The following is a 17829-nucleotide window of genomic DNA, read 5'->3' on the forward strand; positions in this document are numbered from 1 at the left end:
GCGCAGACCAGTCCCAGGGAGTGTTCAGATGAAGCGCTACGACCTCCGCAGTCGCACGGATCGACTCGATCCCGAAACCGATTACGAAGAGATGTCGCGCATTCTCGCGGCGCAAGAGTTTCCCTGGGACATCAATCAGGCGCTCAGCTTCGCCCTTTTTCGCACGTACGCCGTTCCCTCGATCGGCAAACTTCTCTTCTCCACCGGGGAGTTCACCGACAAGGTTCAGAAGCGCTACGACGACACCAGCCTGATCCTCGACGCCATCCTCGAGCACGGCCTCAGCAGCACCGAAGGCCGCAAGAGCGTGCGTCGTATGAATCAGATGCACGGTTCGTACGACATCTCCAACGACGACATGCTCTACGTACTGGCAACCTTCGTCGTCACCCCGGTCAGATGGCTCGACGAGTACGGCTGGCGGAAGATGACCGACAACGAGATCGTCGGGTCGACGAACTATTACCGCCACCTGGGTCGGTACATGAACATCAAGGACACTCCTGACACCTACGAGGGGTTCGTCAAACTTCTCGACGACTATGAGCGTGAACACTTTTCATTCGACTCCGGAGCGCGGGCCGTTGCCGATTCCACCCTCGACCTGATGTGCACCTTCCCGCCCAACAACCTGGCGCCGAAGGCTCTGGTCAAGGGATTCGCGTTCGCCCTCATGGACGATCACCTACTCGACGCCTTCCACTACAAGCACCCGAGCACCGCGATGCGCGTCGTCTCACGCGGCGCGCTGAAAATCCGTGCGCGTCTGCTGCGGTTCTTCCCGGTGCGCACGAAGCGGAAATTCGCCCGCGAGCTGCCCAACATCCGCAGCTACCCGAGCGGTTACAAGGTCGAAGACCTCGGCACCTTCCCCACGGGATGCCCGGTCAAGCACCTGCAGGCAGACCAGCAGGCCCAAGCGTAGGTGCGTTGGGATACATCAGATTCACGGACGAGTTTGTCTGCGGGACGTTCAGGAGGCGATGGTCATGATTCCGATACCGCCGTACGGACTCGGTGACAGTTGGAAGATCTGGACTCCCTGGCTGGTTCCCATCGTGGAGTGGTGGAACTCCTGGCACCCTGCGATGGGCTGAATCGCCTTTCTCAGGCCTGAATGAGGGAGGAGTCGCGACCAGTACGACGCAGGGTGATCAATTCGTGGTTTGTCTCGGCATCGTGTCGGCGCCCCTCTTCTTCGAAGTCCATCAGCGCATAGAACCTGCGGGCGCGATCGTTGAGGGTGTAAACCTCGAGTGTCACCTCGCCGTGCATGGTTGTGGCGTGTTCCACCAACGCCCGACCGACGCCCAACCCTTGCGACGCCGGCGCGACGAACAGTCCCCCGATCTCGGAGCCGATCATTCCCAACAGGCCGACAACTTCGGAGTTGTGCTCAGCCACCCAATTGTCGGCCTGAATCAGATAGACCTCTCGCATCTTCTGCTCCCGTTCGCCCGTTCCCTCACCCGTAAGGAACGGATGGGCTTCACGGGCAGCGCGCGACCACAGGTCGACGACCACATCCTCATCCGACGGTATGTAGCGGCGAATGATCAGATCCTGATTCACAATCCGACCATACCCTCCGGCATCAGAGAGATAGCCGGCGCTGAAAGTGACCAATTCTCGGTTCAACGCACGACGGCCTCGACGTAAACCAGTGGCAACAATTCCATTCGTTGCCATCCCACAATTACTGCCTTGTGCGAGGGTTGTCCGATGACTGACGGTGATCCGGTAACTAAGCGCGGAGGTCCGGCATCCTGGTGGAAGGTGACAGCGATTGTCGCCGCTGTGCTTGTCGCTCTCACATGCGGCGTCATCGTGTGGTCCTTCATGCCGCCGGTTGTGTACTTTCCGTTTTTCGCGCTCGCCGCCTCAGTGTTGCTGGGTTTGGGTGGAGTGTGGTTGATACTCAGCCTGATTGGTTGGATGAAGTACAAAACGCTCCGGTTGAGCACGATCGCGCCGGTGATAGTCCTCGTCACCGGCGCGATCGTGACCTTGTCCGTCCCTTCGCGTGTTGCGTTTGCATTGTCGAAAGATTCTCTCGAAGCAGTGGCGGCGGACTGCCAGAAGTCGTTGGACAACCAAACAATTGGCGTCTACCGGGTCCTGCAGGTCTGGCCCGTCGGAAACGGGTGCCGCTTCCACATCGAGGGCGGTCTGATCGATTCGATCGGATTGGCGTACTTACCCGACGGCGCACCATATCTCGGCAAGCCCCGCCGCGACGGCGAGATCGGATACCAGGGGTTCGACGGCGACTGGTACTCGTTCGTTCAAGCGTTTTAGCGGCGCGCAACTAGTCGACGAGCTTGGCCTTCAGAAGTGCGATCGTGTCCGCAGTGAGTCCGAGACCTTCGGTGAGATAACCGTCGACGGTTCCGTAATCGCTGGCTATCTGCGCGAGTCCAGCTTCCAGGTACGACGCATCGACACCGAGGGCCGGCTCGAGATTGGTCGCTACCTGCGGGCTCAGAGCCTGAGAGATCTGCGCAAGGATCTTCTCGTTGGTCGCCTGAAGGTAGGTGTTGCTCAACAGATAGTCGTCCATGATCGTCTGGGCGGGGACACCCGCGATGGTCTGCAGCAACATCGCGGTCCAACCCGTGCGATCCTTGCCTGAAGTGCAATGGAACAACTGCACCCCGTCACCAGCAGCGATGTCCGAGAGAACCTGCTTGAAGCCGGCGCGGCGCACAGGGTCGGTGACAAAACTGCGGTTGGTGTCGACCAAGAACTGCTTGGCCTCTTCCGGCGACTTGATCGTTGTGGCGAGCTGAGTGAGATCCTTGAACTCGATGGGGATGTTCGTGTACGTCACACCGTCCGGGAGCTTGTCCGCGCCACCGATGAACGGGTTGGAGATCTCGGTTGAACCGCGGAGGTCATAGGCGTCGGCAAGTCCGAGGCCGGTGAGCGTCGCCTTGTCTGCGTCGCTGGTCGCGGTCAGCGCATTGGACCGGTAGATGACGCCGCGCTTGAGGTGCGAGCCGTCGACGGTGGCGTATCCCCTACCGTCATTGCCGGCGACGTCGCGAAAGTTGGCCACGGAGGCCAAGTTCGGTGTCGGCGCGAGCACAGGATCGAGCGAGCCGAGATCGACCGATCCCGTGTTGAGAGAGCCCAAGTCGAGCGGGATGGCCGTGGCGGGAGCGGCAAACAACAGGCCTCCGGTGACAACAAGTGCGGCGGCCTTCGCAGTGCGAGCGAACAATATTCGTGAGCGTGTGGACATGTGGCAATACCTCTCGCTGTAGTTTGGGATTTGTGGTTTGGTGAGCTGGAGTTACGGTGCGACGTCACCGATTCCGGTGAACCCGTATCGCTGATGGGGTCCGATGACTGCTACCTCGAACAGTCCTGTCCCGGTGCGAGTTACGCCGTCTTCTACAAGGGTGAACCGGGCCAAGTTGTCGACCGGGCACAGCATCTTCTTCCACGGTTCGATGTCCGAAACCTTCTCTCGCAGGCCCTGAACCACCAGTTCTCCCTGCCACATCCCGTGGCGCCAATCCTGCTCGAGTCCGTAGCCCGTACCGACACCGATGTAGTTGGGCAGAATCGGTTCGCAGGTTATCTCCAGGATGTGGTCGGATTCGCCTGGTGCACCGGGACGCCGGAAGTACAGAGTTCCGCTCTTCACCTCGCGGGTGCCGGAAATGAAGGTGAGCTGGTGGTCCGGTCGACCCAACCACTCCGGCTCGCGCGAACGATCCGCCCAGACGCGTGTCGCATCCTCCAGAATTCGGCGTCCCTGTTGATCCTCTTGAACGACCGTGACGACGGTGAAGTCCCCGAATTGCATGATCGAGTAGATCCAGAAGAAGTTCTGACTGCCGGCGATCGACGGATCCGCCTTGCGTCCAGGAGGTTCCGCCTCGCCGACCGGTCGAACACCCCAGGATCGATCGCGATTACCCCGCCACGTCTCCGGGGTGACCGGGATGACGTCGCCGTCGACGGTCAGGGATCCGGACCATGTTCCGGTTTGCACGAATCGTTGCGTGTCGAAGGTGACTCGTTCGAGCTGGCGATGGAAATGTCTGGCCTCGAGATTGGCGGGGCCGTCGGACTCGAAGGTGAGGTCGAAGCTCAGGTCCGGCGCTTCGGGACTCGGGTCCAACACCACCCGCAGACGGTGCAGACCCTCGATGATCTCGATCCTCAACGGGCCTACTGACAGGTCCATACGATCGTCGCCCAAGGCGCGGGATGCCCGGAAGACGATATGGTCGTCGCCGCGCCGAAGAACCGCAAAGCCGTCGCACACACCAAGATTGGGGTACTGACCGAGACCGATGATGAGAAACAGCGGCTCGCTGTCGCCGTCGACGCCGGCATGGCAGTTGAAGTAGTAGCGGTCGTAGAAGTTTCGATCCGAGGTGCCCACGTGGCGGATGGTCTCGGCGATCTGATGTACCGGGTAGTCGTCGAGCGGGGACAGTGTCATCGTGCATCTCCTGTTGCGACCGACGCTGTTGTGAGCGTGGCTGTAGCGAGCGATTCCCAATAGGTGCCGTCGAGCATGGCTTCGAGTGTCTTGTGGTGCAGGATCATCTCGTCCGGATTGTCGGGGAATTCCGCCTGACCGAAAGCCACTGCGCGACTTTGGACTCGGAACATGATCACCGCATGCCGCAGCGCGGCGTACACGATGTAGAAATCTAGATCCGCAACCTGGTGGCCGGAAAGCGAGCCGTAGACCTCTGCCACGGCCTCGCGACGAAGGAAGTCCGGCATTCCGGGGAGTCCGGCCATGGCAGCGAGATCCTCGAAGAACCTGTGCTGGAAGATCATCCAGCCGAGGTCCAGTTCACGCGGCCCCAGTGTGGCCATCTCCCAGTCGAGGACCGCCGCTGGTTCGAAGTCGCGGTAGATGACATTTCCGATCCGCGAGTCACCCCAGCAGAGCACTGCGGAACCGGCATCGGCGGGAAAGTTCGCTTCGATCCAGTCGAAGCCGCGCTCGATCAACGGAGATCCTGGTCCGTCGGCTGTTGCCCACTCGTAATAGCGTCGCTGGTCCTCGAGGTGCGCGCGAAGTGCTTCTGCCCCAGTCGGTTCGGCACCGCCGCCGCACAACTCGGGGAGAGCCAGGTGTGGATCGGCCATAGCGTGCAACTCCGCCAGCACTCGGACCGATGACTGCTGGAGTCGAGAACAGTCGTCCGCTGAAGCCTCCGAGAGCCAGGATCCGAACGTGTACGGCATGACGTCTGGCGGGATTTCGCCCTCGCGCCGTTCCATCACGAAGAACTCGCCGCCGAGCGCGTCCGGGTTGCTCTCGGACCAGTACACGCGCGGGATCGGCACCGACGTGTGGGCTGCGACGGCGCTCATGACCCGAAACTGCTGGTCCAGGTTGTACGACGGGAAGATCGGCACCGCACTGTCTCGCGGAGCGATACGGGCGACCAGGCGATGCTCGGCTCGAATCCCGTCCTCGATCCACGTTGCATCGAACAGCACGGTCTCGTTGGACATGCCGTTCGCGGCGGGCACCTCGACCGAGGTCACGGAAGGTTTCGAGCCTCGCCACAGCACGCTCGCGAGCCAGCCTTCGAGGCTGCGTCGCATCTCGGCCGGGTCATTGCGGGATTCGCCGGGCCTGGCGAATTCGGCGTAGTCGGGATCTCCGCCTGAGGTTTCTGTTTCGGTTCGAAGGTTCATCACCACTCCTCGTGGTTCGGTGGCGCCGATGCGCACGTGCCGATAGTCGATACAATATGTATCGACTAAAGCCGTGACAGAATGTAACGGCCATCACAGCGATACCGCAAGGGATTTGCCCAAAATGTCCAAAGATTCCGAAACTCAGCACCGCCTGGGCCCGCAGCGAAACCCTGCAATCGACGACGCAGTACTGGACGCGACCAGGCAACTGTTGGAAGAAAAGGGGTATGCGGGCACGTCCATCGACGCCATCGCCACGCGTGCCGGAGTGGGGCGTCCGGCCATCTACCGTCGGTGGCCGTCGAAGGCACACATCGTCAACGACGCGATCTATCCGGTACTCGACGTCGAACAGGGCGCGGACATCGACACCGAACTCGGCGCCGAGGGCACGATCGCGGATCAGATTCGCGCGCTTGTGCAGGGCGCGGTGGCACTGTTCGCCGCTCCCGCCACCCGAGCCGCGGCGCCCGGACTGATGAGCGAAGTGCGCACAAACGCGGAATTACGCGACGTTCTCGTGGTGCGGCAACTGGCCGGAGTCCGCGTCGAGCTGAACCGCCGACTGGAAGCGGCGAGGGAGCGCGGCGACATCCGAAGCGGCGTCGACGCCGACGCTCTTCTCGACATCATGGCGGGCGCGGCCATCTTTGCGATGTCGGTTCGCGACGTCTCGGACCCGGGACCGTTTGCCGATTCTCTCGCCGACATAGTGCTGAACGGCATACTCCCCGACGACAACTAGGCCCGAGCCCCGCCGACTATCCTGTGGGGCATGACCGAGCCTGTAGCGACCGCTGACCTTGCCGACGAGATCGGACCCGACATCCGTAGCTGCGACACGCAGTTCACCCAGTTCGGTGGACGTGAAGTGTTTGCCGGCCCCATCACGACCATCAAGTGCTTCCAGGACAACCTGCTCGTGAAGCAGACCCTCAGCGAACCGGGCAACGGCGGAGTCCTCGTCGTCGACGGTGACGCGAGCATCCACACCGCCCTGGTCGGCGACATCATCGCCGGCCGCGGCGTCGACAACGGCTGGGCCGGCGTCATCGTCAACGGAGCTGTCCGCGACTCGGCGATCCTGCGCACCCTCGACATCGGCGTCAAGGCACTGGGTACCAACCCGCGCAAGAGCACTCAGACCGGTTCGGGCGAGAAGAACGTGCCGATCGAAATCGGCGGAGTCACCTTCAACCCCGGCGAGATCGTCTACAGCGACCAGGACGGCGTCGTCGTTCGCGAAAGCTAGTCAGAAGTCGCGGGATCAGGCGGGGGCTTCCACTTTGGCGGCCATCCCGCCGATCTCGACGACATCGCCGTCACGAAGCTGGCGGCCCCGACGATCTTCGACCTCACCGTTGACCGAAACCATGCCGTCGGCGATCACTTCCTTGGCCTCCGCGCCCGATTCGATGAGGTTCGCGAGCTTGAGAAACTGACCGAGCCGAATCATTTCGTCGCGGATGGGTACTGCTGGAATGTTGTCGGTCATGTCAATCATCTTCCTCCTCCCACAAAACTGGACACGACAGACCACACTTAGCGTGAGGATCTGATCGACCGGTAGGAGAGGAAGCTCGATGGCACCATTGACCGAGGTATCGGACACCACTGCAGAGTTGGTCGAATCGCCACCCGAAAATCCGCGCCAGGCGCGGCGATTCCGCAAAGGGCGGTTCAGCCAGGTTCCCCATATCTCGGGATTGATCCTCGGAGTCTTCTCCGTACTGGTGTTCCTGTGGAGCATCTCGCCGGTTCTGCGGCACATCCTCCGCGTCCCACGCGAATACATCGACAGCTACTACTTCGACGCACCGGATACGAGCCTGTCGTGGGCGCTCGTCGTCGCCCTGCTCGCCGCGGCCCTCGCGAGTCGCAAGCGCATCGCCTGGTGGCTGCTGACGATCTACCTCGCGCTGATCACCCTCACCAACATCGCCTCCACGATCGTCGACAAGAACCCGAACAACGCCGTCGCCGCTGTCGTTTTGCTTGTCGTGATCGGAATCCTCATCGCCGCGAGGCCCGAGTTCTACACACGCGTACGACGCGGCGCCGGTTGGAAAGCGCTCGGCGTACTGATCGGCGGCATGGCTGTCGCGACCGTGATCGGTTGGGGCCTTGTCGAACTCTTCCCGGGCGACCTGCCGCAGAACCAACGATTCCTCTGGGCCCTGAACCGCGTCACTGCGGCGGCTTCGGTCGACAACGAGGTGTTCGACGGCCATCCACGCGTCTTCGTCAACACGGTCCTCGGTCTCCTCGGCGCCATCGCACTACTCGCCGCCGTCATGACGCTCTTCCGCGCGCAACGCTCCAACAACGCCCTCACCGGCAACGACGAATCCGCGATCCGCGGGTTGATCCAGAACTTCGGCGCCGACGACTCCCTCGCTTACTTCGCCACCCGCCGCGACAAGGCCGTCATCTTCGCGCCGAGCGGCAAGGCCGCGATCACGTACCGCGTCGAGATCGGCGTCTGCCTCGCCAGTGGTGATCCCATCGGCGATCCCGAGGCGTGGCCGCACGCCATCGAAGCGTGGCAGGACCTGGCCTCGCAGTACGGCTGGGCGACAGCCGTCATGGGCGCCAGCGAAACCGGGGCGACGGCGTACAAGAAGGCAGGCTTGAGCGTCCTGCAACTCGGCGACGAAGCGATCCTGCGCACCCGCGAGTTCAACCTCAACGGACGCGACATGCGCCCGGTACGCCAGGCCGTCACCCGCGTCAGGCGCCACGGCGTCACCGTGCGGATGCGACGCCATCGCGACATCCCGCCCGAGGACATGGCGGCCGTCATCATCCGCGCGGACGACTGGCGTGACACCGACACCGAGCGCGGCTTCTCCATGGCGCTCGGCCGACTGGGCGATCACCTCGACGGCGACTGCCTCCTCGTCGAAGCCGTCATGGGCGAAGGCACGGAGGACGAAAGCGTCGTCGGCATGCTTTCGCTCGTGCCGTGGGGACCGAACGGCGTTTCGCTCGATCTGATGCGTCGCAAGCCGACGGCACCCAACGGAGTCGTCGAATTGATGGTCTCGGAGTTGGCCACACGTTCCGACGAGATCGGCGTCGTGCGGGTCTCGCTCAACTTCGCCGTCTTCCGCTCGGTGTTCGAGGAAGGTTCGCGCATCGGCGCCGGCCCGATCCTCCGTATCTGGCGCTCGGTGCTCGTCTTCTTCTCCCGCTGGTGGCAGCTCGAAGCGCTGTACCGCTCCAACGTGAAGTACCAGCCGGATTGGGAGCCGCGTTTTCTCTGCTTCGAGGACAACCGTGAGCTGCCGCGCGTCGGATTCGCGTCGGCCATCGCCGAAGGCTTTGTGGTTCTGCCCAGTTTCGGGCGCAAGTCGAGCCAGGTCGTCAAGCACACCGGAACACATGCGGCGGTGCCGGCAGCTCTGGTGACTTCCGAAGGACTGCACGCCGACGGCAGCCCGCCGGACTCGGCGCCGTCGTTCACGACCAACGGTCCGCGTCGACCCGAGCAGGTCCGCGTGCGCATGAACAAGCTCGCGCAACTCGCCGACGAAGGAATCGCCGCCTACCCCGTCGCCTACCCGCCGACGCATACGATCGCAGCCGCAGCGAAGTCGCCGGAGGGCACCCGCGTACGCATCGCGGGACGCCTGCTGAGGGTTCGCGACTACGGCGGAGTCGTGTTCACGGACGTGCGCGACTGGTCCGGCGACATCCAGGTCCTGGTCGACCAGGACAACGTCGGCCGGGAGAAGCTGGCGGAGTTCGCTGCCGAGTTCGATCTCGGTGACCTGATCGAAGTGAGCGGAACCATCGGGCGCAGCCGCAAGGGCGAGCTGTCGCTCATCGCCGTCGAGTGGCGCATGAACGGCAAGTGCCTGCACCCGCTGCCGGACAAGTGGAAGGGCCTCTCGGATCCCGAGACCCGAGTCCGCCAGCGGTACCTCGACATCGCCCTCAACCCGAAGGCCCGCGAACTGCTCGAGGCCCGAAGCGCCGTCGTGAAGTCGCTGCGCGATTCACTCGGTGGTCGCGGATACCTCGAAGTCGAGACCCCGATCCTGCAGCAGGTGCACGGCGGCGCGAACGCCGCTCCGTTCCTGACACACATCAACGCGTACAACCTCGACCTCTATCTCCGCATCGCACCCGAGCTGTACCTGAAGCGTTTGTGCGTCGCGGGTATGGAGAAGGTGTTCGAGATCGGCCGCGTGTTCCGCAACGAGGGCGTCGACTTCAAACACAATCCCGAATTCACGATCCTCGAGGCCTACGAGGCGCACAGCGACTACGAGGGCATGATGCGGATGTGCCGCGAGCTCATCCAAGCCGCGGCCGTCGCAGCGTTCGGGCGCGAAATCATCATGCGACCCGGCCCGGACGGCGAATTGGTCGAGGTCGACATCTCCGGCGAGTGGCCGGTGAAGACGATGCACGGCGCCGTCGCCGAAAAGCTTGGTGTCGACGTCTCCCCCGAGACGAGTCTCGAAGACCTGCAGAAGCTGTGCGACGCCAACGAGATCCCGTACCAGTCCAGCTGGGATACCGGCGCCATCGCGCAGGAGATGTACGAGCACCTGGTCGAGGACTACACGGAGTTCCCGACGTTCTACACCAACTTCCCCACCTCGATGTCTCCGCTCACCCGGCCGCATCGCAGCATCCCCGGCGTCGCCGAGAAGTGGGACCTCGTCGCATGGGGTGTCGAACTCGGAACCGCGTACAGCGAGTTGACCGACCCCGTGGATCAGCGCAACCGGCTCACCGAGCAGTCGATGCTCGCGGCCGGCGGCGATCCAGAAGCGATGGAATTGGACGAGGACTTCCTTCAAGCCCTCGAACACGCGATGCCGCCGACGGGTGGTCTCGGGATGGGCGTCGACCGAATCGTCATGCTGATCACGGGCGGCAGCATCCGCGAGACGCTGGCCTTCCCCCTCGCGAAACCGCGTCAGTAGTCCGGATTCTCACGTGCCGGAATTGTTCCACGTGAAACCACCGGGCGAGATCTTGCAGGTCGGCGAGAGCCGACTGCATGTTCTTGCCGAGGGCGACGGCCCCGTCGTCGTCCTGTGCGGCGGACTGGCGGGCAACTGGTTCGACTGGGATGACTGCGCGCGTCATCTCCAGTCGGACCACACCGTCGTCCGCTTCGATCGCCCGGGCTTCGGACTCAGCGAGCCGTCTTCCGACGTGCCGACCGTCCGCGGCGAAGCTCAGCGGATCCGCGACGTGCTCGACACTCTGGGACTGACTGGTCCGGCCGTCGTCGTCGGCCACTCCATCGCCGGCTTCTATGCCGAAGGCTTCTCGCGACTGTTCCCCGATCGGGCGGCGGGGATGCTGCTCCTCGATTCCAGTGCCGAGAAAGAACCGAAACGTCTTTTCCCCCGTGACCTGCTGCTGATCGCCTCCCGGGCCGCCGCGGCCTCGTTCAGCACCACCGGACTCCAACGACTCCTCGGCACCACGACGCGCAAGATCCTCAACCAGTCCGTGCCGCCGAGCGGGTCGTCCGAAGCCACCCTCGAATGGGTCAGGAAGATCTACCGCGAGCCTCACTATCTGGAGGCGGCGATGATCGAATACGTCGCGTACACCGATATGGCGCTGGAGCTCACCGCTTTACGACACTCGAGCAAGCATCCACTGCCCGACATCGACCTCAGCGTCGTTGCCGCACACACTGGCCACACCACTCCCTGGTCCATCGCCTGGATGGCAAAGCAGCAGAAACTCGCCACCTACCTCGGCGGGAGTTTTCACGTCCTGCGCCCGGCGCATCACCACGCGATGATCGATCAGCCCGAGGAGTTGGCGAACTTGATTCGGCGCCTCACGCAGCCGAACCCTCGGGAATGACACTTCAACGTACAACTCGGACAGTAGCCGGATCATTGCTAGGCTCGGACAGCTTCTGCTTTCTACGACAGGCTGGCCATGGATCGTTCGACAACCCGGGTGCGCTCGTCGCTGATCTTCGTCGCCATACTCGTTGTCGCACTCGCCGGCATCGCCGCCCGTCCGCCCGGGTTTCTGTCGACCTTCTGGCCCGCCAACGCGATCCTTCTGGGCATTCTCCTTCGTAACCCACGCTCGTTTGCGCCGATCGGACTCGCTGTCGGCGGCGCCGCGCTGCTGACGGCGGATCTTGCGACCGGAAGCCCCGTGCAGAGGGCCTTCGAACTGAATGCGATCAATCTGGTCGGCGTCACGACAGGATTGATCGCCGCGAACTTGCTCGGCTGTTTTCCGCGGCGGATCTCCGAGACCAAGTACACGACCAGAATCTTCGTCGTCTCGGTTCTGGCGTCGTTCACGGCTGGGTCCGCGAGCGCGCTGCGCACTCAACTCCACGAAGGAAGCGGTGCGGGAACGGAATTGGTGGGTTGGTTCTTCGCCGACCTGTGCACCTATCTGATCGTGCTGCCCATCCTTCTTTCCGCACCTCCGTTCGACCACGTCCGTCGTACGTTCGGGCCGTCCGTGCGGCAGAATCTGCGACTTCGACGGGTCGCCCAGATCCTTCTGCCGCTGGCAGCCCTCCTCGCCTGCCTCCCGCTGGCCCTCGAAGTGCAGGGAGCCCTCGCATTGCTGCTTCCGATGCCGGCGCTCTTGTGGTGCGCGATGCGCGTCTCGCTGTTCAGCACTTCGCTCCTCGCGGCTGGGTGGAGCGCGTGGGCGCTGATCATGGCGGGCCAGGGGCGGTTGGCCCTGGCCGATCCGGTTCACCTGCTGAGCGAAGGTGTAACCACCAGGATCTCCGTCATCTTGATGGCGCTCTCCCCCATCGCCGTAGCCGTCGCCACGGGCGCACAACGACGCGCTGAACGTGAACTCCAACGCATCGCCGAATGCGACGCCCTGACCGGAACGCTGAGCCGACATGCGTTCTGGACCCAGTCGCAGGAACTCCTCGACACCCAACACACAGCGCGAAAATCGATCGCCGTCATGATGCTCGATCTCGACCACTTCAAATCGATCAACGACAACCTCGGCCACCTCACCGGAGATTCGGTCCTCGAACAATTCGGAAACACCCTCCTCGCCACTACCGAAGGACTGGGACTGTCCGGTCGCCTTGGCGGTGAGGAATTTGCCGTCGCCGCCGCCGACTGCACATTCGAGGAAGCAATTGCCCTGGCAGAACGCATCAGGCAGAGGCAGGAGGCGCACTCCCGATCCATCCGCGGCTTCGCCGGAACGGTCAGTATCGGAGTCGCCTGGGTAGATCAGGCCATGGCCGAGATGGACGCTCTGCTCGACATCGCCGACACCGCCATGTACCAGGCGAAACGCGAAGGCCGAAACCTCGTGGTGGCCGTCGATCTGTACATGGCAAGGTGACGTGGGTGCAACTACTCCTGATCCGACACGCGCTCCCCGAACTGGCCGAGGTCACCGAAGGCTTCGCCGATCCCTCACTGACCGACGCCGGTCGCGTGCAGGCACTTCGGCTGCCTGCGGCATTGGCCCCCTACCGGATCACCGGGCTCTTCAGTAGCCCGCAGAAGCGCGCACTCGAGACCGCGGACCCGGTAGCGCAGGCATTGGATCTTCCGGTCACCCAGCTCGAGGGTCTGGCGGAGTACGACTACGAGCAGCCCCACTACATCCCGATGCACGAGGTCTTGGAACGCGCACCGGAAACGTATGCGCGTATCAAGGCCGGATGGCTACCCGAGTCGGTGGACGGCGACACTTTTCGTGCGCGAGTCCTCGGTGCGATCGACGACGTCGTAGCCGCAACCGACAACAACGCCACCGTGGCGATCTTCTGCCACGGCGGCGTCATCAATATCGTTCTGCAGGAACTACTCGGGCTGGAGCGTCCGTTGACCTTCCCGATCGAGTACGTGTCCGTCACGCGAATTCTTGTTTCCCGGGACGGTAGCCGCAGGGTCGGGTCGATCAACGAAACCGGTCACGTACGCAACATGCTTCGCGTGTAGTCACACGTTGTGGCACGCCACCTGATGACCGCCCTGGACGAGACGAAGTTCGGGAACTTCCTCGGCGCAGAGATCCGTGGCCAGCGGGCACCGAGTACGGAACCGGCAGCCGCTGGGCGGATTGAGCGGCGACGGCAGTTCGATGACCTTCTGCTCGACGTTCTGCGCTGCGGTGACGGTGGCATCAGGATCGGGAATCGACGACAGCAGTAGCTGCGTGTACGGGTGCAGCGCGCGGTTCTGCATGTCTTCTGCGGGAACGATTTCGCAGACGCGGCCCAAGTACATGATCATCACGCGGTCACTGATGTTCTTCACGACGGCCATGTTGTGCGCGATGAACAGCAAAGACAGCCCGTGACGCTTCTTCGCATCCTCGAGCAGGTTCAGAATCTGCGCCTGCACGGAGACGTCGAGGCTCGAGACCGGCTCGTCACAGATCAGGACTTTGGGATCGAGCATCAATGCACGGGCGATGCACACACGCTGGCACTGTCCGCCCGAGAGTTCGCGCGGGGTCCGGTCCCACACCATGTCCGGGTCCAACCCGACCTCGGCAAGAACCTCGCGTGCCCGAGCTTCGATGGCGGCCTTGTCTTTTCCGCCCCAGATCGACGGACCCTCGGTGATGAGAGCCTTGACCTTGCGACGCGGGTTCAGGGAGGAGATCGGATCTTGGAAGATCATCTGCAACTGAGTGCGGCTGCGACGCAATTCTTCTGCGCCCAGTGCCGTCATTTCGGTCTCTCCGAGGCGAATGGAGCCCGACGTCGGTGAGGGCAACTGCATGATCGCCCGGCCCGCTGTGGACTTGCCACAGCCGGATTCACCGACAACGCCCAATGTTTCACCCGGAGCGACGGTGAAGCTGATCCCGGACACGGCGTGAACGGTCTGCCCCTTGCCGACGTTGAATTCGACGACCAGGTCCTCGACCGTCAGGGCCGCGTCCACCGTCTCGGGCTTTCTGGTTTCGGTTGCTGCAGTCATCAGACCATCTCCTTCACCGCGAGCGTCAGGCCCGCTGCGGTAGTGCCGGCCTTCTCGTTGGCGACCAATGCCGTTGTGCCTTCAGGGGTGTCGACCGGGTAGTGGCACGCGAACGTGTGACTTTCGGTTGTGTTGTCTCCCAGGCCACCGGGAGCCAGAGCCGGTTCGCCGGTCAGGCAGTCGTCCTGGGCATACCGGCAGCGAGCGGCGAAGCGGCAACCGGTGATCGGCTTCGTCATGTCCGGCAGTCCACCCGGAATTGTCTGCAGCACTGTGTGCGTCGGCGATTCGAGTCGCGGAATCGCGGCCATCAGCGCTTCGGTGTACGGGTGGCGCGGACGAGTGAACAACTCCTCGGTGGCCGACGTTTCCACGACGGACCCGGCGTACATGACGGCGACGCGATCCGATCGTCCCGAGACCACACCGAGGTCGTGGCTGATCAGGATGACGGCCATGTTGAGCTTGTCGTTGAGCGAGGCGAGCAGGTCGAGGATCTGCTTCTGCACGGTCACGTCGAGAGCTGTGGTCGGTTCGTCCGCGATCAGCAGTTTCGGCTCGCAGGCCAGGGCCATCGCGATGACCACACGCTGACGCATACCGCCCGAAAGTTCGTGGGGGTACTGATCGAGCCGACGCTTGGGCTCGGGGATACCCACCATCGACAGGAGTTCCGCTGCGCGATCGCGAGCCGCGTCCTTCTTCAGACCCAGGTGGAACTTCAAGGATTCGGTGATGTGGGTACCGATGCGCTTGAACGGATTGAGCGAGGTCATCGGATCCTGGAAGACCATGGCGATCTCGGGTCCCCAGAAGTGCTTCATCTCCGACTTCTTCATGGTCGACATGTCGCGGCCGGCAAACGTCACCGTCCCGCTGATGTCCAGAGCCGGACCCTTCTGCAGCAGACCCATGATGGTGCGTCCGAGAACCGACTTGCCGGAACCGGATTCACCCACGATACCGAGAGTTTCACCGGCGGAAACGTGGATCGAGACACCGTCGACTGCTCGCAACTGGCCACGCGGAGTGGCGAATACGGTCCTGATGTTGTCCGCCTGCAGTAGCGGAACGCCGTTCTGAACTGAAGTGGTCACAGCTTACTCCGATACTTCTCGCCGATGAGGTTGAAGGAGAACACCGTCAGGAAGAGGAAGACGCCGGGAACCAGAACGATGAACGGATGCTTCTCCACGATCCCGCCCTGGCCTTCCGCAATCATGTTGCCCCAGGTCGGATCAGGTTGTGCGATACCGAGTCCGAGGAAGCTGAGTGATGCTTCCGCGACAATCAGGCCGGAGACGGCCACCAGGCCGAGCGCGGCGACCGGAACGAGGACGTTGGGAACCAACTCGCGCCAGATGACGCGCCATTTGGTGGCGCCCATGGCCCGCGCGGCAAGCACGAACTCCCGTTGGGCGACGACGATGGTGTTGGCCCTGGCGATTCGAACCATGCTGGGAATGCAGAGAATCGAGAGTGCGAGGGTGATGTTGCGCAGGTTCGACGTGAGCACCGCGGCCAGTGCGATCAACAGCACCAGAGAAGGAATGGCCAGCAGCGAGTTGGTCAGGATTCCGACGACTGCGTCGACCTTGCCGCGGAAGTAACCGGCCATGACGCCGATGGTGCCGCCGATGATCATGCCGATCAGTACGGCGCAGATGGCCACGGTCAAGGATGCCCTGGCACCGAACAAAGCGCGGGCAAGCAGGTCGAGACCGAAGTTGTTGGTACCCAACGGGTGATCGGAGAGCAGGCTCGGCGAGGCGAAGCCCGGCTCGGCCAAGGTCTTGACCGTGTCCTTGTACTCACCGAGCGGCAGCAGCGGTGCGAAGATCGCGGCCAGGATCAGCGCGGCCAGCCAGATGCATGCCAACCAGTACGAGAGATCGAACTGACTGCCCCACTTGGACGTACCGAGCTTGCCGAGACCCTTGAAGAGGAAAACCAGGGCAACGAGCGCGAGCACGATGCGGACGGTCATCATGATGGCCGAACCGAAGAGTGCGGTGCCGAGCAGCGCAACGCCGATCACCGTGAGAATCGATCCGATCAGGACCAGATTCTTGGGCTGTTCCAACGTCTCGACGGGACCGGGAGCCAGCAGGACTGTCTGCTGCCGGTATGTCATCACCTCGGACGGGGCCGGCGACGGGGCCGCTCCGTCTGGCGTCACTTCAGACATGGACACGACGACTCCTCGGGTCAAGATAGGTGTACAGAACATCGATCGCACTGTTGACGAGGACGTAGATGACCGCGATCACGACCACCGCGCCAAGCAGCATCGGCGAATCACCTTGCTGCGCTGCGCGGACGATGAGCGTGCCCATTCCGGGCAACGAGAAGAGCGTCTCGACGATCACGGTGCTGCCGATCATGCCGCCGAGAGCCAGACCCATCATCGTGATGAGCGAGAACGACGACGGTCGGAGCGCGTCACTGAAAAGCACTCGCAGCGTGGGCATTCCCTTCGCCTTCGAAGCGAGGATGTAATCCTCACGGAGCGTCGTCACCAGATCGGATCGGAGAACGCGAGTGAACATCGCCATCTCGAGGAGGCTGATGGTGATAGCCGGGAGTATTGCGTGTGAGAGGTTTCCGGAGAGGCTGTCCCCGATGCGCACCCACTGTGATCGCGGGAACCAGCCGAGCCAATTGACGGTGACCATGATCAGCAACAGACCGGCGAGGAAGCTCGGGACGGAAAGAACACCGAACGTCGCGGCGCTGATGACGCGGTCGATGACGCCGCCTTCGTGGTGCGCCGACCAGAGTGCGAGCGGCACGGCGACGACGAGTGCGATGACCAGACCCATCACGGCCAACTGAACGCTGACGGGCAGTGCCGAGCCGATCGCAGTCAGAACGTCCTGCTGCGGGGGAACAAGCGAATTACCGAGGTCGCCCTGGAGAGCGCTGGTCAGCCAGTCCCAATAGCGAACCAGGAGTGGATCGTTGAGCCCGAGCTGCTGCCGAACTTCCTCGTACTCGGCGGGCGTTCGGCCTTCACCTAGAACGGAGACAGCAGGATCGCCGGGGATCAGTGATGCCAGCACGAAGGTTCCGAAGCTGACGATCAGGATCACAATGACGAGCTGGCCCAATTTCTTACCTATTGCGCCGATGTTCATCGATTTCGTCTCCTTCGGACAGCGAGCTCGCAATACACAGCAGTTCCTCTGATTTCAGGTCTTGGTTCAAGCTCTCCAGGACT

17 protein-coding genes are annotated in these 17829 nt (G+C 62.8%); 8 read left to right on the forward strand and 9 right to left on the reverse strand.

Annotation, left to right across the window (positions count from 1 at the left end; genetic code table 11):
- Positions 1 to 28: 28 nt before the first annotated feature.
- The gene (locus tag RE4_RS13445; RefSeq protein ID WP_060938733.1) at positions 29 to 925 is read left to right on the forward strand and encodes an oxygenase MpaB family protein; all 897 of its coding nucleotides are present in this window, start codon (positions 29 to 31) and stop codon (positions 923 to 925) included.
- A 182-nt stretch (positions 926 to 1107) separates the two neighbouring features.
- Here the strand turns inward: RE4_RS13445 and RE4_RS13450 are convergent, their stop codons facing one another.
- Complete coding sequence (locus tag RE4_RS13450; protein WP_060938784.1) at positions 1108 to 1572, reverse strand: GNAT family N-acetyltransferase; 465 nt, start codon at positions 1570 to 1572, stop codon at positions 1108 to 1110.
- 150 nt (positions 1573 to 1722) lie between these two features.
- Here RE4_RS13450 and RE4_RS13455 point away from each other — a divergent pair, with 150 nt between their 5' ends.
- A complete protein-coding gene (locus tag RE4_RS13455; RefSeq protein WP_238076877.1) occupies positions 1723 to 2298 on the forward strand; it encodes a hypothetical protein in 576 nt (191 codons plus the stop codon).
- Positions 2299 to 2308: 10 nt separating this feature from the next.
- Here the strand turns inward: RE4_RS13455 and RE4_RS13460 are convergent, their stop codons facing one another.
- Genes RE4_RS13460 through RE4_RS13470 form a run of 3 tightly spaced genes read right to left on the reverse strand, consistent with a single transcriptional unit; the run spans position 2309 to position 5679 of the window.
- Complete coding sequence (locus RE4_RS13460) at positions 2309 to 3244, reverse strand: tyrosine-protein phosphatase (RefSeq protein WP_060938735.1); 936 nt, start codon at positions 3242 to 3244, stop codon at positions 2309 to 2311.
- 51 nt (positions 3245 to 3295) lie between these two features.
- A complete protein-coding gene (locus tag RE4_RS13465; RefSeq protein ID WP_020968030.1) occupies positions 3296 to 4459 on the reverse strand; it encodes an Rv3169 family protein in 1164 nt (387 codons plus the stop codon).
- Entirely contained in the window at positions 4456 to 5679 is a 1224-nt protein-coding gene (locus RE4_RS13470; RefSeq protein ID WP_060938785.1) for a phosphotransferase family protein, read from the reverse strand. The genes RE4_RS13465 and RE4_RS13470 overlap by 4 nt, the downstream gene beginning before the upstream one ends.
- Positions 5680 to 5803: 124 nt before the next feature.
- Here RE4_RS13470 and RE4_RS13475 point away from each other — a divergent pair, with 124 nt between their 5' ends.
- Positions 5804 to 6427, forward strand: a complete 624-nt coding sequence (locus tag RE4_RS13475; protein ID WP_029254121.1) for a TetR/AcrR family transcriptional regulator — start codon at positions 5804 to 5806, stop codon at positions 6425 to 6427.
- Positions 6428 to 6457: 30 nt separating this feature from the next.
- Positions 6458 to 6934: a ribonuclease E activity regulator RraA gene (gene rraA, locus RE4_RS13480; RefSeq protein ID WP_003943552.1), complete on the forward strand. Its 477-nt coding sequence runs from the start codon at positions 6458 to 6460 to the stop codon at positions 6932 to 6934.
- A gap of 15 nt (positions 6935 to 6949) precedes the next feature.
- Here rraA and RE4_RS13485 read toward each other — a convergent pair whose 3' ends face one another.
- A complete protein-coding gene (locus tag RE4_RS13485; protein ID WP_003943569.1) occupies positions 6950 to 7177 on the reverse strand; it encodes an RNA-binding S4 domain-containing protein in 228 nt (75 codons plus the stop codon).
- Positions 7178 to 7265: 88 nt separating this feature from the next.
- On the opposite strand from RE4_RS13485, the gene lysX reads away from it, so the two are divergent.
- The 4 genes from lysX (at position 7266) to RE4_RS13505 (ending at position 13619) form a co-directional block, all read left to right on the forward strand.
- Positions 7266 to 10622, forward strand: a complete 3357-nt coding sequence (gene lysX / locus RE4_RS13490; protein WP_019746266.1) for a bifunctional lysylphosphatidylglycerol synthetase/lysine--tRNA ligase LysX — start codon at positions 7266 to 7268, stop codon at positions 10620 to 10622.
- A 13-nt stretch (positions 10623 to 10635) separates the two neighbouring features.
- Complete coding sequence (locus RE4_RS13495; RefSeq protein WP_081098357.1) at positions 10636 to 11526, forward strand: alpha/beta fold hydrolase; 891 nt, start codon at positions 10636 to 10638, stop codon at positions 11524 to 11526.
- Between the two features lie 78 nt (positions 11527 to 11604).
- Entirely contained in the window at positions 11605 to 13014 is a 1410-nt protein-coding gene (locus tag RE4_RS13500) for a GGDEF domain-containing protein (RefSeq protein WP_020905658.1), read from the forward strand.
- A 5-nt stretch (positions 13015 to 13019) separates the two neighbouring features.
- Positions 13020 to 13619 (forward strand): histidine phosphatase family protein, encoded by a 600-nt coding sequence (locus tag RE4_RS13505; RefSeq protein ID WP_029254119.1) that lies wholly within the window; start codon positions 13020 to 13022, stop codon positions 13617 to 13619.
- Here RE4_RS13505 and RE4_RS13510 read toward each other — a convergent pair whose 3' ends face one another.
- Genes RE4_RS13510 through RE4_RS13525 form a run of 4 tightly spaced genes read right to left on the reverse strand, consistent with a single transcriptional unit; the run spans position 13620 to position 17746 of the window.
- Positions 13620 to 14609: an ABC transporter ATP-binding protein gene (locus RE4_RS13510; protein WP_021332638.1), complete on the reverse strand. Its 990-nt coding sequence runs from the start codon at positions 14607 to 14609 to the stop codon at positions 13620 to 13622.
- Complete coding sequence (locus RE4_RS13515) at positions 14609 to 15706, reverse strand: ABC transporter ATP-binding protein (RefSeq protein WP_019746261.1); 1098 nt, start codon at positions 15704 to 15706, stop codon at positions 14609 to 14611. Before RE4_RS13515 ends, RE4_RS13510 begins: the two co-directional genes overlap by 1 nt.
- Entirely contained in the window at positions 15703 to 16797 is a 1095-nt protein-coding gene (locus tag RE4_RS13520) for an ABC transporter permease (protein WP_020968023.1), read from the reverse strand. The genes RE4_RS13515 and RE4_RS13520 overlap by 4 nt, the downstream gene beginning before the upstream one ends.
- Positions 16790 to 17746, reverse strand: a complete 957-nt coding sequence (locus RE4_RS13525) for an ABC transporter permease (RefSeq protein WP_019746259.1) — start codon at positions 17744 to 17746, stop codon at positions 16790 to 16792. The genes RE4_RS13520 and RE4_RS13525 overlap by 8 nt, the downstream gene beginning before the upstream one ends.
- Positions 17747 to 17829: the final 83 nt, after the last annotated feature.

It is taken from the genome of Rhodococcus erythropolis NBRC 15567 (assembly GCF_001552595.1).
Taxonomy (GTDB): Bacteria; Actinomycetota; Actinomycetes; order Mycobacteriales; family Mycobacteriaceae; genus Rhodococcus_F; species Rhodococcus_F erythropolis.

Excerpts from the sequence above, each read along its gene's own strand:
- RE4_RS13470 (WP_060938785.1), bottom strand. The coding sequence starts at position 5,679 with ATGAACCTTCGAACCGAAACAGAAACCTCAGGCGGAGATCCCGACTAC.
- RE4_RS13475 (WP_029254121.1), top strand. The coding sequence starts at position 5,804 with ATGTCCAAAGATTCCGAAACTCAGCACCGCCTGGGCCCGCAGCGAAAC.
- RE4_RS13460 (WP_060938735.1), bottom strand. The coding sequence starts at position 3,244 with ATGTCCACACGCTCACGAATATTGTTCGCTCGCACTGCGAAGGCCGCC.
- RE4_RS13525 (WP_019746259.1), bottom strand. The coding sequence starts at position 17,746 with ATGAACATCGGCGCAATAGGTAAGAAATTGGGCCAGCTCGTCATTGTG.
- RE4_RS13455 (WP_238076877.1), top strand. The coding sequence starts at position 1,723 with ATGACTGACGGTGATCCGGTAACTAAGCGCGGAGGTCCGGCATCCTGG.
- RE4_RS13500 (WP_020905658.1), top strand. The coding sequence starts at position 11,605 with ATGGATCGTTCGACAACCCGGGTGCGCTCGTCGCTGATCTTCGTCGCC.
- RE4_RS13520 (WP_020968023.1), bottom strand. The coding sequence starts at position 16,797 with ATGTCTGAAGTGACGCCAGACGGAGCGGCCCCGTCGCCGGCCCCGTCC.
- lysX (WP_019746266.1), top strand. The coding sequence starts at position 7,266 with ATGGCACCATTGACCGAGGTATCGGACACCACTGCAGAGTTGGTCGAA.
- RE4_RS13510 (WP_021332638.1), bottom strand. The coding sequence starts at position 14,609 with ATGACTGCAGCAACCGAAACCAGAAAGCCCGAGACGGTGGACGCGGCC.
- RE4_RS13465 (WP_020968030.1), bottom strand. The coding sequence starts at position 4,459 with ATGACACTGTCCCCGCTCGACGACTACCCGGTACATCAGATCGCCGAG.
- rraA (WP_003943552.1), top strand. The coding sequence starts at position 6,458 with ATGACCGAGCCTGTAGCGACCGCTGACCTTGCCGACGAGATCGGACCC.
- RE4_RS13445 (WP_060938733.1), top strand. The coding sequence starts at position 29 with ATGAAGCGCTACGACCTCCGCAGTCGCACGGATCGACTCGATCCCGAA.
- RE4_RS13485 (WP_003943569.1), bottom strand. The coding sequence starts at position 7,177 with ATGACCGACAACATTCCAGCAGTACCCATCCGCGACGAAATGATTCGG.